This is a genomic window from Roseateles sp. P4_D2, from assembly GCF_056401875.1.
In genome coordinates this window covers 210,583-223,414 of the sequence record NZ_JBFUIM010000010.1, presented here as the reverse complement: position 1 = coordinate 223,414, position 12,832 = coordinate 210,583, and the positions used below count along the sequence as shown (strand labels likewise).

General features: G+C 68.7%; 15 protein-coding genes. 8 read left to right on the top strand and 7 right to left on the bottom strand.

Features of this window, described 5'->3' with window-relative positions:
• Positions 1-10: 10 nt before the first annotated feature.
• Positions 11-277, top strand: a complete 267-nt coding sequence (gene infA / locus AC1DW0_RS19290; protein WP_056200396.1) for a translation initiation factor IF-1 — start codon at positions 11-13, stop codon at positions 275-277.
• 122 nt (positions 278-399) lie between these two features.
• Positions 400-1,272, top strand: coding sequence for an alpha/beta hydrolase (locus tag AC1DW0_RS19285; protein WP_457320980.1), 873 nt, complete (start codon positions 400-402; stop codon positions 1,270-1,272).
• Here AC1DW0_RS19285 and AC1DW0_RS19280 read toward each other — a convergent pair.
• Entirely contained in the window at positions 1,250-2,458 is a 1,209-nt protein-coding gene (locus AC1DW0_RS19280; protein WP_477947410.1) for a threonine aldolase family protein, read from the bottom strand. The two genes, AC1DW0_RS19285 and AC1DW0_RS19280, sit on opposite strands and share 23 nt — an antisense overlap.
• Before the next feature lie 50 nt (positions 2,459-2,508).
• On the opposite strand from AC1DW0_RS19280, the gene AC1DW0_RS19275 reads away from it, so the two are divergent.
• From AC1DW0_RS19275 to AC1DW0_RS19255, 5 genes are all read left to right on the top strand, one after another.
• Positions 2,509-3,183: a DUF3348 family protein gene (locus AC1DW0_RS19275; protein ID WP_477947408.1), complete on the top strand. Its 675-nt coding sequence runs from the start codon at positions 2,509-2,511 to the stop codon at positions 3,181-3,183.
• Positions 3,183-5,696: a coiled-coil domain-containing protein gene (locus AC1DW0_RS19270; RefSeq protein ID WP_477947406.1), complete on the top strand. Its 2,514-nt coding sequence runs from the start codon at positions 3,183-3,185 to the stop codon at positions 5,694-5,696. The genes AC1DW0_RS19275 and AC1DW0_RS19270 overlap by 1 nt, the downstream gene beginning before the upstream one ends.
• Entirely contained in the window at positions 5,689-6,342 is a 654-nt protein-coding gene (locus AC1DW0_RS19265) for an OmpA family protein (RefSeq protein ID WP_457444110.1), read from the top strand. Before AC1DW0_RS19270 ends, AC1DW0_RS19265 begins: the two co-directional genes overlap by 8 nt.
• A complete protein-coding gene (locus AC1DW0_RS19260) occupies positions 6,342-6,854 on the top strand; it encodes a DUF2894 domain-containing protein (protein WP_477947404.1) in 513 nt (170 codons plus the stop codon). The genes AC1DW0_RS19265 and AC1DW0_RS19260 overlap by 1 nt, the downstream gene beginning before the upstream one ends.
• Before the next feature lie 83 nt (positions 6,855-6,937).
• On the top strand, positions 6,938-7,582 hold the full coding sequence (locus AC1DW0_RS19255) for a glutathione S-transferase family protein (RefSeq protein WP_477947402.1): 645 nt from the start codon (positions 6,938-6,940) through the stop codon (positions 7,580-7,582).
• Between the two features lie 167 nt (positions 7,583-7,749).
• Here the strand turns inward: AC1DW0_RS19255 and AC1DW0_RS19250 are convergent, their stop codons facing one another.
• The 6 genes from AC1DW0_RS19250 to AC1DW0_RS19225 form a co-directional block, all read right to left on the bottom strand.
• Positions 7,750-8,259: a DUF1993 domain-containing protein gene (locus AC1DW0_RS19250; RefSeq protein ID WP_457320991.1), complete on the bottom strand. Its 510-nt coding sequence runs from the start codon at positions 8,257-8,259 to the stop codon at positions 7,750-7,752.
• 273 nt (positions 8,260-8,532) lie between these two features.
• Complete coding sequence (locus tag AC1DW0_RS19245; RefSeq protein ID WP_457320993.1) at positions 8,533-8,808, bottom strand: hypothetical protein; 276 nt, start codon at positions 8,806-8,808, stop codon at positions 8,533-8,535.
• A gap of 252 nt (positions 8,809-9,060) precedes the next feature.
• Positions 9,061-9,777 (bottom strand): DUF6348 family protein, encoded by a 717-nt coding sequence (locus AC1DW0_RS19240; protein ID WP_477947400.1) that lies wholly within the window; start codon positions 9,775-9,777, stop codon positions 9,061-9,063.
• A gap of 421 nt (positions 9,778-10,198) precedes the next feature.
• The gene (locus tag AC1DW0_RS19235; RefSeq protein ID WP_457320997.1) at positions 10,199-10,564 is read right to left on the bottom strand and encodes a hypothetical protein; all 366 of its coding nucleotides are present in this window, start codon (positions 10,562-10,564) and stop codon (positions 10,199-10,201) included.
• Positions 10,565-10,739: 175 nt separating this feature from the next.
• Positions 10,740-11,378, bottom strand: a complete 639-nt coding sequence (locus tag AC1DW0_RS19230; protein WP_477947398.1) for a creatininase family protein — start codon at positions 11,376-11,378, stop codon at positions 10,740-10,742.
• Positions 11,311-11,721, bottom strand: a complete 411-nt coding sequence (locus AC1DW0_RS19225; RefSeq protein WP_477947396.1) for a GNAT family N-acetyltransferase — start codon at positions 11,719-11,721, stop codon at positions 11,311-11,313. Before AC1DW0_RS19225 ends, AC1DW0_RS19230 begins: the two co-directional genes overlap by 68 nt.
• Positions 11,722-11,849: 128 nt before the next feature.
• On the opposite strand from AC1DW0_RS19225, the gene AC1DW0_RS19220 reads away from it, so the two are divergent.
• Positions 11,850-12,755, top strand: coding sequence for an N-acetylmuramoyl-L-alanine amidase (locus AC1DW0_RS19220; protein ID WP_477947394.1), 906 nt, complete (start codon positions 11,850-11,852; stop codon positions 12,753-12,755).
• Positions 12,756-12,832 lie beyond the last annotated feature (77 nt).

The window sequence follows — 12,832 nt, the reverse complement described above, 5'->3', positions numbered from 1 at the left end:
AGCCCCACACTTGGCCAAAGAAGAACTGATCGAAATGCAAGGCGTCGTGGATGAAATCCTGCCCGACTCGCGCTTTCGCGTGACGCTGTCGAATGGCCACAAGGTCATCGCCTACACGGGCGGCAAGATGCGCAAGCATCACATCCGCATCCTGGCCGGCGACAACGTGTCGCTGGAGATGTCGCCCTATGACCTGAGCAAGGGCCGCATCACCTTCCGCCACCTGGAGCGTCGCGGCCCGCCGCCGTCCGGTGGTGGCAGCCAGCAGCGCCGCTGAGCCCTCGCGGCTCAAACCCCGCTCAAACCCCGAATCGGCCGCCATGGCATGCCTGGCGGCCGTTTCCATTGGTGCGCTTGCAACATCCAAGCTCGCGCCCACCGCGTAGGCTCTGCGTTCCCATGTTGAAAGCCACCCTCTTCCTGCTCGGCGCCCTGCTGTTGGCGGGGGTGCTGGTGGCCTACGCGCCGGTGAAGGCGCTGAACGTGCTTGCGCCCGTCCACACGCACACGCGCACGGCCGGCCTGGCCTACGGGCCGGGGCCGCGCCAGCAGCTGGACGTGTACCAGCCGGCCCGCGCGGCGCCGCGTGAGGGCTGGCCGGTGGTGGTGTTCTTCTACGGCGGGGCCTGGAACCGCGGCAAGCGCGGCGACTACGCCTTCGTCGGCGAGGCGCTGGCCTCGCGCGGCATCCTGACGCTGGTGGCCGACTACCGCCTCTACCCGGAGGTGCGTTACCCCGACTTCCTGCGCGACAGTGCCGCAGCGCTGGCCTGGAGCCTGAGCCACGCCGCGGGCCTGGGCGGCAACCCGCGGCGGGTCTTCGTCATGGGCCACAGCGCCGGCGCCTACAACGCCGCCATGCTGGCGCTGGACCCGCGCTGGCTCAAGCAGGCCGGCCACACGCCACGCGAGCTGGCCGGCTTCATCGGCCTGGCCGGGCCCTACGACTTCCTGCCCATCGAGAACCCCGACGCGAAGCCGGTGTTCTTCCACCCCGACTACCCGCCTGGCACCCAACCGCTGGAACACGCCAGCAAGGCCGCGCCGCGCAGCTTCCTGGGTGCGGCAAGAGACGACTCACTGGTCAACCCGCAACGCAGCACCCAGGGCCTGGCGACGCGGCTGAAAACCTTCGGCGTGCCGGTGACGGTGAAGTTCTACGACCGCGTCGGCCACACGACGCTGATTGCCGCCTTCGGTGCGCCGCTGCGCTGGCTGGCGCCGGTGCTGGAAGACGTGACAGGTTTCGTCAACGGCCCGCCTGAGCGCTGAGCACCGCCCGCCGCAGCGCGGCCAGGGCCTCATGGTCGGTCCAGCTGTCGGCGGCGTCGCCGATGACGACCTCCACCATCGCACCGCCCGCCAGCACATGCGAGGCCACCGTCCGTGCGCCCAGCCAGAAGCCGTCGCGCCGAGCCACCTCCAGCAGGCCTTCGCGCAACGCTTCGGGTGCCACCGGCAGGTGCAGCTGGAAGGCATTGACCTGCGGCTTCTCGGGCGCCACGCGCCAGCCAGGTTCGGCCGCCAGCAAGGCGGCCAGCGCCTGCGCGCGCTCGCGGTAGGCGGGCATGCGGGGCAGCTGCGTGCGCAGGCCGTGCAGCGCGCTCAGCACGTAGGGGTGAACGGTGAACAGGTTGCCCGCCAGGCGGGTCTGCCAGGGCGCGATCTGGGCGATGAAATCCTCGCTGCCTGCCAGCACGCAGCCGGCCAGGCCGCCCAGGCCCTTGTAGAAGGACACGTAGACCGAATCCGCCAGCGCGGCGATCTCGGCCAGCGGCCGGCCGTAGTGGGCCGAAGCCTCCCAGAGCCGCGCGCAGTCGAAATGCAGCGGCACACCCGCCGCGCGGCACCAGGCGCTGATGGCCATGAGTTCGTCCCATTCGGGCAGGCGGTAGCCGGCCCGGCGCAGCGGCAGTTCGACCACAACGACCGCCGGCTGGCCGGGCAGCGAAGCCAGTTGCGGGGTGCCGAAGGGCTCGTCCGTCATGCCGATGCGCAGGCCGCGCAAGCCCAGCAGCTTCTCGAAGGCCTCGGCCTCGTCGATGGCGATATGGCTTTGCGGGTGCAGCGCCACCGGGCCGTCGCCCTCACCGCAGTGCACGCGCAGCGCCGCAAGCTGGGCGGCCACGCCCTTGTGCATGAAGCGCGCGGCCGGCTTGCCGAGCAGGGCGGCCACCTCGGCCTCCAGCGCCTGGATGGCCTGGCCCTGGCCGTAGACGTCCAGCGGCAACTCGGCTTCGGGCAGTTCGGCCAGCGCCAGCAGGGACTCGCGCATGGACAGCGGCGGGCGGTGGCCATTGAGCCAGCGGGTGCAGCGCTTGCGCAGTTCGGTGTCGGCGTTGAGGGTGGTGTTGGAGTAGCTGGCAGAGGGCATGGCCGGGAGTGTCGCCTGCCTCTCCAGGCCGACGCTGGCGACAACGCCGCGCCGGGCGGGAATGCCCTTTTGATCGGGGTTCACTAAACTCTCGCCCTTTTTCCTCGCGCGCGCCGCACAGGCGCGCCAGCCCCATGCAAGCCCTCTCACCGCAGCCCCTCGCACCCGAGCCCCTGGCCCGGCTGCTGCTGCAATGGAGCGTCGCGCCGGTGGCGGCAGCACCCGTGGCCGAGCGCCTGGGCGGCTGGCTGGGCTGGGCGGAGGCCATCGGCCTGTCCCAGTTGCTGGCCACGGCGCCTGCAGCCGGCGCCAACGTCGCCGCCCGCCACGAAGCGGTGGACTGGGCCGACGCCGCACTGGCCCGCCTGCAGGAAGAGCTGACCGCCGCCTTCGACGACGCCCTGCTGGCGCGCGAATCCGCCGAATCCGCGCCAGAAGGCGTGCCGCTGGCCGACCTGCTGGCGCCCTACCGCCTGCACCACGCCCAGCAGCAGCGCAGCATGGCCGCGCGCGTGGCCACACTGCGCGAGCGCCTGCGCCCCCGGCTGGCCGAAGCCTCGGGGGCGCTGGCCCGGCTGGCGCAGCTGGATGCGGTGTTCGAACGCGCCATCGTCGCGCAGGAGCGCCCGCTGCTGGCCGGCCTGCCCGCCCTGCTGACCAAACGCGCGACAGATCATCACGCCACCGACCCGCGCCGCTGGCGTACCCGCTTCTGGGCCGACCTGCAGCGCGCGCTGCGCGCCGAGCTGGACCTGAGATTGCAACCGGTGCAGGGGCTCATTGAAGCCCTGCATCAAGCTGATTCCTGATGAACCGTTTCCTGAACGTCCTCTATTCCCTCGCCCTGGCCGCCGGCCTCGCGGGCATTGCCGGCGCCGCGCTGGCCGCCGCCCGCCACCACCCGGTGGCGCTGGCGATGACGCTGCTGATCGCGGCCTTCTTCGCCATCGGCATCTGGGAGCTGACCGCCTTCCGCCGCGCCAGCCGCGAACTGGATGCCGCGCTGGACGCCGAGCCGAAAGAGGGTTGGGTCGCGACATTGCCCGCCGCCCTGCGCGCCAGCGTGCAGCAGCGCCTGGAAGGCCTGCGCGTGGCCCTGCCCGGCCTGGCTCTCGCGCCGGCGCTGGCCGGCCTGCTGGTGCTGCTGGGCATGCTGGGCACCTTCATCGGCCTGGTCATCACATTGAGCAGCACGGCCAGTGCCCTGGGCCAGACGGCCGACCTGGCCGCACTGCGCACCGCACTGGGCGCGCCGGTGCAGGGCCTGGGCCTGGCCTTCAGCGCCAGCGTGGCCGGCGTGACGGGCTCGGCCATGCTGGGCCTGATGGTCGCGCTGGCAAGGCGCGAACGCGCGGCCGTGTCGGGCCAGCTCGACACCGCCCTGCTCGGCAAGCTGCGCCAGCTGACCGCCGCGCACCGCCGCGCACTGGAGCAGCAGGCCGCCGAAGCTGCCGCGGCTGAAGCAGCGCAGCAGCATCAGCTTGAACTCGTCGCCCAGTTGCAGCGGTACGCCCAGCAGATGGCCGACCAGCTCGCCGCGCAGAACGACCGCTTCCATGGCGAGACGAGTAAGGCCTACACCGCCCTGGCCGCCAGCGTGGACACGACGCTGCGCAGCAGCCTGGCCGAGAGCGCCCGCCTGGCCGGTGCCGCCATCCAGCCCGCCGCCGAAGCCGCGATGGCCGGCATTGCCCGCGAGGCCGCAGCTTTGCATGAGCGTGTGGGCACGCAGGTGGCCGGCCAGCTCGGCGCGCTGAGCAGCCGCTTTGAGGCCGGCGTGGCGCAGATCGCCCAGCAGGGCGAGGCCACGGCCCAGGCACAGGCAGAGGGCCTGGCCCAGCAGCGCGAGGCCGCGCTGAAGCTGCTGGCCAACACGAGCGCCGCCACGCAGCAGGCGGTGGATCGCTTGGGTGAACGCTGGGCCGCGCAGGCGCAAGACCTGTTGGCCGCACAGGCACAAGCCGACACCGCCCGCGCCGCCGCGCTGGGCCGCCAGATTGACGCGCTGGCGGAGCAACGCGCCGCTGCCCAACAGGCCATCGCCGACACCGCCGAGCGCTTTGCCGCACAGACGCAGACGCTGCTGGACCGCGTGGCCGAGGCGCAAGCCCGGCAGCAGGCCCTGCAAGCCGAGCTGGACACCCAGCGCCGCGCCGAGTCCCAGGCCGACGCCGAGGCGCTCGCACAGCAGCGCGCCGCCAACGAGCAGTTGCTGGCCGCCCAGCGCGAGGCCGCGCAACAGCTGCTGGCCGACAGCGGCGAGCGCGCCCAGAACGCGCTGACCGCGCTGACCACCGGCTTCGCCGCGCAGACCAGGGACCTGCTGGACCGCATCGCCGACACGCAGACCCGCCACGCGGCGCTGCAGGCCGAACTGGACAGCCAACGCCGCGCCGAGGCCCGCGCCGACGCCGAGGCCCTGGCCCGGCAACGCACCGCCAACGAACAGCTGCTGGTCGCCCAGCGCGAAGCCGCGCAGCAACTGCTGGCCGCCAGCGGCGAACGTGCCCAGAGCGCCTTGACCGAGCTGACCGCCGGCTTTGCTGCGCAGACACAGGCCGCCGTCACCACGCTGGCCGAGGCACACACGCAGCTGCAATCGGCCCATGCCGCGCACGATGCTGAGCGCCTGACCGCATGGCGCACCGAACTGCAGTCGGCCGGCGCCACGCAGTTGGCCCAGCAGCAGCAACTGGCCGATGGCCTGCTGCGGCACACCCGCGAACTGGTCGCGCAGACCGAAGCCCAGGCCAAGACCACGCTGAGCGAAGCCGGCGCGTTGCTGCAGGCCGCCGGCGAAGCCCCACGCGCAGCCGTCGAAGTGGTGGCCGCCCTGCGCGAGCAATTGGCACAGAGCCAGGCCCAGGACCGCACAGCCCTGGCCGAACGCGCCGAACTGATGCAGACGGTCTCGACGCTGCTGGCCTCGCTGCAGCAGGCCGCTGGTGAACAGCGCGCGGCCATCGACGCCCTGGTAGGCAGCTCCGCCACCCAGCTCGAAGCCCTGGGTCAGCGCTTCACCGCGCAGGCCGACGCCACCGGCGAAAAGCTGGCCGAAGCCGCGACGACCTTGGCCGCGAGCGCCGCCGAGATGGGTAGCCTGGGCGAAGGCTTTGGTGCGGCGGTGGAGCAGTTCCAGGGCGCCAATGCCCAGTTGGTGCAGCACCTGGCCGCGCTGGAAGAGCGCCTGGCCGGCGCGATGACGCGCAGCGACGAGCAGCTGAGCTATTACGTGGCCCAGGCGCGCGAGGTCATCGACCTTTGCCTCGGCTCACAGAAGCAGGTGCTGGACGCGCTGCAGGGAGCCGCCGCGAATGGATGAGCCGCTGGAGATCGAGCAGGAAGGTGTCGGCACGCCCGCCTGGGCAGCTTTCGGCGACCTGATGGCCGGCGTGCTGGGTGCCTTCGTGCTGGTGCTGGCGGCGGCGCTGGTGGGCCAGCTGGACCTGGCCAACCAGCTCAAGGCCGAGGTGGAGCAGCGCCAGGCCGAGCAGGCGCGCCGCGAAGCGCTCGAGCGCGCGCTGGCCGGGCCGCTGGCCGACGGCCGCATCACGCTGGTCGAAGGCCGCATCGGCATCAGCGGCGCGGTGCTGTTCGCCATCGGCTCGGACCAGTTGCACGCCGACGGCCGCGCGCTGATCAAGAGCCTGGCGGTGCCCCTGCGCACCTATCTCGCGCAGCGCGACGAGATCCTGATGGTCAGCGGCTTCACCGATGACCGCGGCATGCTCACCGGCAAGGGCGCGCCGAAGTTCAATGACAACTGGGAGCTGTCGGCCCAGCGTGCATTGACCGTGACGCGCACGCTGATGGCCGAGGGGCTGCCGCCGGACGCGGTGTTTGCCGCTGCCTTCGGGCCCCAGCAGCCGGTGGCGTCCAACGACGACGCGGCCGGCCGGGCGCTGAACCGCCGCGTCGAGATCGCACCCACGCCGCGGCCCAAGCGGGCGGCGGCATCGGCCCCGTGATGGACGACCCCGTCGCCTGGGTGCAAGCCCGAGTCGAAGCCGATCCGGTGCGCCGGCGCGTGCTGGAAGCGCTAGCGCGGCGGGCGTCTGCGTTGGCGCCGGGCGCGCTGCGCGAACGGCTGGTTGCGCGGCTGGTGCAGCGCGCCGAGGCTGAGCCGGTCGTGCTGCCGACTCGGCGGACTGCGAACGCCGCAAACCCACTGACCGAGCTTGTCGCCCAGTTGCAGGCCGGCCCCGAGCTGCGCAATGTGCAGGCCCACCGCCGCACCTGGAGCGCGCTGCGCCTGACGCGCCGCATGGCCGAGGTCAGCGCACCGGTGCCCGAACACCTGGGGCCGCTGAACAGCCAGGTGCTGGTCTCCCGTGCGCTGCAGCAGTTGCAGGCCCTGTCGCCCGACTACCTGCAGCGCCTGCTGACCCAGATCGATGCACTGGTCGCACTCGCGCCGCTGCAGGTTGCCGCCGAAAGCGATGCCAGGCCGGCCCGCAAGCCCGCCGCTCGGCGGCGTTGACGCGCACAGCAGTTCGCTGCTGACAGGATCTGACAGGGCTCGGGCGCGAAGATGACAACGCTGCCAACCCTCCAGCCTGCCGCATGACGCCCATCCTCTACTTCTCCCGCAACCCCAACCCACGCCTGGCCGTCGCGGCGGCGAAGTATTTGGCCGCGCCCGTCACCTACGAGTTCGCCGCGCCGTTGGCCCCCGGCCAAGCAGACAACTACCGCCACTTCAACCCCTCGCTGCGCCTGCCCATCCTGGTCGAGGCCGACGGCAGCTCGCTGTTCGAGGCGGATGCCATCGCCTGCCGCCTGTCGCAGATGGTGGGCTCGGAGTTTTGGCGCACCGGCGCGGAGCTGCCGAACATGATCCGCTGGGTCAGCTGGAGCCGCGACAACTTCATGCACGCCTGCGACATGGTTCACTTCGAGCGCGGCACCAAGCAGCGCTACAAGCTCGGCGCGCTGGACGAAGACTTGGTGGCGCGGGGCACCGAGCGCTTCCACGCGACGGCGTCCATCCTGGAGGCGCACTTGAGCAAGCAGGACTGGCTGCTGGCCAGCGGCCTGTCCTACGCCGACTTCCGCATGGGCGTCTTCCTGCCCTACAACGACGTGGCTCGGCTGCCGCTGAGCGACTACCCGGCGGTGGCGGCCTGGCATGCAAGACTGATGGCGCTGCCGGCCTGGGCCGATCCGTTCGAGGGCTTGAGCGCGCCCGAGTTGCCACCCGTGGCTTAGGCTCGATGCGGTTCAGCTAAGGCAGTTGCCGACCCTGAGGCGACATTCGCAGCTCTGAATTGATCGCTCCAAAGCAGTCGCTCGCGCCCCTGCTTGTCAATCAGCTACGGCAACTGCATGGTCGAAGGACCGCGAGCTCACTCGGCGCTCGCAGCATCGAACGCCAGTCAATACACGCCCATGTAGTCACGCTTGCCGATGGCGATCCCGTTGTGGCGCAGGATGGCATAAGCAGTGGTGACATGAAAGAAGAACTGCGGCAGGCCGTAGTTGGCCAGATAGGTTTGACCGATCAGCCGCTTCTCCTTTGGTGTACCGGGACGCAAGATGATCTCTCTGCTTTCGCTGCCTTCGAACTGCGCTGCGCTCAGGCCATCCAGAAAACTCACCGTCTGGGCTAATAGGACGTCAAGATCAGCAAAGCTCTTCTCTTGTCCCTCCTGGGTGGGGGCCTCGACACCCGCCAGGCGTGCCGATACTCCACGCGCAAAGTCGGCTGCGATCTGCACCTGCTTGGCCAACGCAAACATGTCCGGATACAGGCGCGCCTGCAGCAAGGCGTCGGACTCAATCGAGTGGGCCGAGGCGTGCGTACTCGCCTGCGCCAGTACGGCTTTCAGCGCCACCAGCATTTGCTTGAAGACGGGAACGGCGAAGGTATACATCGGACTGGTCATGGTCGTTCCTTGGTAGAAGTGAAGCTAGACGGCGGCGGCATTCGAGGGGCGCCTCACCGGGTTGGAAGCCCAGTTGCTGCGCCAACGGCAAAGGCCGGACGACGCAATTCAGTGTAAGGACGCGCTAAGGGGCTCGTCGGTGCGAACGCGCGGTCGGCGGCGGCTGACCGAGATCCACCGCGGACGTCGGACTTCTGGCAGTCCGTCTCGTCCGGCAAATCTACGGGATCGAGATCGGGTTCGCGTGAACCCGCTGGCGACCCGTTGCTGACATCAGACCGCACCGTTCGGACGCTGCAGAGCGGGCAAGTTTGGATAGGGGTTGCTATCGGACGACTGATGCCACACAGCCTTGGCCGCTCGTTGAAGTTCCGTCCCGTAACCAGCCTGCAATTCCGCTCGTTGAGCATCGTCAAGCGGACCCTGGGATGATGCGATGGCGGAGCCGCTGCACAAGAAGAGATAGAGCGCCGCCAGTTCTTCAAGCCGTGTCGATGCCGACTCAACCTGGAAGATTCCTGACTCGCTTTCGCTCGCCTCGATCGTCACCGGAGGCTCTCCTCGCGTTCGATCAGCGATGTAAAGCGAAGTCCAAGCGCGGCTGTGGACCGGATGCGAATTTCCTTCCGTATCAACGTTCCATCCCGGGCCGAACAGCAGGTCAATGAAGACTCTGAAGTCGGGTCGCTCCTTGTCAACCTTTACGTGGTGCATTCGCTGTCAGTTCAGAGATCGCGCGGGCTAGTCTTCTAAGGTGCACCTTAGCCGAAGACGGCATGTGACCGAACTGCGACATGCGCCTCAACTGGGTCTGTTCGAGGTGGAGCAGGACGCGCACGGCGCCCGTAGTGCTGCCGCCTGCCCTTTACAGGCTAGGCCAACGGTCTCGTCGCCAGATGCGCGCAGAACCATGAACAGTCGTGCGCTGTAGAACGCCTCGCGGGCCACCCATCCGCATGACGCCAACATGCTCGCGCCCTCCAACCACGGCTCGTTGTCCTTCAGGGCCTCGAACGTGAATTCGCCATTCACGTGCCCCACGTAAACGCGGAACCAGTGCAGGCCATGCTCGAGCCGCTCGCTCCGGATCGCCGTTTCGAGGAGCGGCATCAAGTCAACCGGAATTGACGGCGGAGCGCAAGTAGAGCTTCGCGTGCCGACATTGCCGATGAACGCGCTGAACCGTTGGCCAGCGATGGTCCACTCCTCGATCTCAACCTGCTCTGGGTCATGGCAAGACCAGAGTGAGGACAGCAGTACGTGGAATGAGTTGATCGTGAAGCTCTGGAGGCCGTCCGACAACCCGACCTCACCGGCACCGATGCCGCCGAAGCACTCCTCGATGACCACGCCGTCGCGCACCAGGACCTGCATGTCGAGTCGACCGTGTGTCTCGCCAGGGTGCCAAGTGCCACGGATGGCCGGCAGTTCGGCGTTGGGTAGTACCCAGCCGTCATGGAGCGACTGCTCTAACCCGTGGCGCTTGAATAGCTCGGTCAGCCAAGTCTCGGGGGTCAACTCGGGCCCAACAGTCTGTACCAATTCAGACGGCTTTGGCGTGGGCGTACTTCGCTTGCCGAAGAGACTCCTGATGAATCGCATGTCGTTGTCGTGATGGCGGCGCCGAAGTTCATTCGGGCATCGGTAGTCCGGCGATCGAAACTGGCCTTGTAAGCCGTCGACGGGCTCGTCTTATGCGCTGAGGGCGTCGCCTTTGATCCAGTCGTGTACCGGAAAGCCGTCGCTGGCGACCGGCAGCAAATGGCCGGGTCCAGCCGCGAGCTCGATCCCTGCTTTCAGTCGACGGCATACCGTAGTCGATGCAGCGCCTTTAGAGCAACCCAGCCTGAAAACCGCCGTTCGCGGCGGACTGCACTGGCCATGTCGCACCTATCTTGAAGGCTTGGACGGCACGGACCATGCAAGTACAGCTTGAAGGTCAGAGGCGTAGCAGCAACGCGATCACCAGCGAAAACACCACACCGAACGTGAAGGCAGCCTTCAACCAGGGATCCCTGGACGATTCGTCCGGAGCGGAGATCTCATCCAGGTCATCGTGGGCTAACCCGCGGACACCTCCAAGCAGCCCGGCGAAGAAATGAAACGTGGCTTCTGCGCCCCGGATGGCCAATTCGGGAAACGCCAGTCCGGTGACGATGCCGGCAAATGCGCCCCCGAACACGAAGGGCGCGATGTGAATGGTGATCACTCCGAGCAACGCCCCGAATGCCACTCCCGCGAACATGCCAACGGCTGCCGCTCCCATCCGGTAGGGGAGGTTAGGTGATTGCAGCGGCTCGGTCATGGAACTTTCAAGACAGTTTCGACGGACGCCCGGCATTCTGCCCACCTCACGAACAGCAAAGACAGGCATCTTCGCGACTTCGAATATGGTGTCATGGCTTGTCGCGATTTCGCAAAGCTGCCTCTTGCGACAGGCCGCTTCTGGCCGACAGCTGCTCTGACTGAACCGTAGTGCGCTAAGCCCAAGGGCCGTTAATCAGCGCTCGCGTCTCCTCGACAGCGATGCGCCACATCTCCAGCACCTCGGCGTCAGGTCGCTCGTAAGCGCCGCCGAAGTTGCCGTCGCCCGCCAGCTCGCGCGCCGCATCGGGCGCCAGCACCGCATAGCGCTGATAGTCCACCGGCGGCTTGCGGCCTTCCGGCTGGGTCACGCCGGCCAGGCGTGTCCAGGGCAGGTTCTCCATCCACGAGGCGTGGGCCGAGTGCGGGTCGATGGCCTTCACATGGGCCAGCGTCTTGGGTGAATTCCACCAATTGTGGAAGCGCACCCGGGTGCGCGGATGGGCGGCCATCCATTCGGCCACCGCCGCCGCGACCGGCTGGTTGCCGCCATGGCCGTTGACGATGAGGATGCGGCGAAAGCCTTGGTGGTCCAGGCTGTCGAGCAGGTCATGGACGACGCATCGGCCGTGGAGTTGGCGTGGAACAGTGAGTAGTCGAAGCCGTCGGGGCTGGCCTCGGTGCAGACGGTGAGGGTTCTGGCAGAGGCCGAAGCGGCCACCAGTGCGAGTGCCGCGAGCAACAGCCTCATGCGGGGCGCTTCCAGGCCATGCCCAGCGTGCGCGGCGCCGTGTGCACAAAGCCGAACTGGGCATAAAGGGCGTCGGCCGGCACGTCGGCCAAGAGGCTGACATAGCCGGTCTCGGGCACGTGCTCGCGCAGCCAGGCGGCGATCTCGGCCATGATGAGCTTGCCCAGGCCCTTGCCCTGGTGCTCGGGCAGCACGGCGATGTCGACGACCTGGAAGGCCGTGCCGCCGTCGCCAATGACGCGGCCCATGCCGACGGGCTCACCCTCGTGCAGGATCTGCACCGCGCACAGCGTGCCGGGCAGGCCACGCGCGGCCGCCTCGGCCGACTTGGGGCTGAGGCCGCAGGCGACGCGCAGGTGGCGGTAGGTATCGGCCGTGGGCGTGGCGTGCAGCGTCGTGTAACTCATGTCACCCATTCAACCATCACCTGCACTCATACCCGCCGCGTCCTCCGACATGGCCCCTGCGGGCTGGCCCCGGGGCCACCGTGTCGGGTGCGCTGCAACAATCCAGGTCTGGCCACGCCCTCCCACGCATGAAGTCCACCTCCCTCGTTGCCGCCACCCTGGCCCTGCTGCTCAGCGCCTGCGCCAGCGTGCCCTCGCCGGTCCCCACGCCCGCCCCTGTCATGGCCGCAGGCCCTGCCGCCGCAGTGCGCGCGCCCAACATCGACCGCAGCTACACCTCGCAGAACCAGGACAGCCGCGCCCTCTACATCGTGCTGCACTACACCGTGCTGGACTGGGAGAAGTCGCTGAAGGTGCTGACGACCGGCGGCCAGGTGTCGGCCCACTACCTGGTGCGCGACAACCCGGTGGCCAGCTACGCCCTGGTGGACGAAAACCGCCGCTCCTGGCATGCCGGCGCCAGCTACTGGGCGGGCAACACCAACCTGAACTCGGCCTCCATCGGCATCGAGATCGTCAACGCCGGCTATGTGGACGGCCCCGGTGGCCGCATCTACGCGCCCTTCCCGCAGGCCCAGGTGGACGAAGTCATCGCCCTGGTGCGCGACATCCAGAAGCGCCATAACGTCAAGCCAGAGCGCATCATCGGCCACGCCGACATCGCGCCCGGGCGCAAGCAGGACCCCGGCCCGCAGTTCCCCTGGAAGCAGCTGGCCGACGCCGGGCTGATCCCTTGGCCCGATGGCCCGCTGGTGATGGTGAAGACGCTGGAGCATGAGGTTGCGCCGCGCGACGTGGCCTGGCTGCAGGAGCGGCTGGCGCGCATCGGCTACAACGTGTCGCGCTCGGGCCAGCTGGACGTGATGACCAAGGAGGTCGTCGCCACCTTCCAGATGAAATACCGGCCGCGCGACATTTCCGGCACGCCCGACGCCGAGACGGCCGCGCTGATCGAGGTGGCGTCCACGCCCAGCGCGATGCGCGTGGCCGGCGCGACCGACACTGAGACGCGGCCCTACACGTCGCGTTGGTGATCTCGATGACCAACTCAATACAGCCACAGAGACACAGAGACACGGAGAACAGCCACTTGGAAATCCTCTGTGCCTCT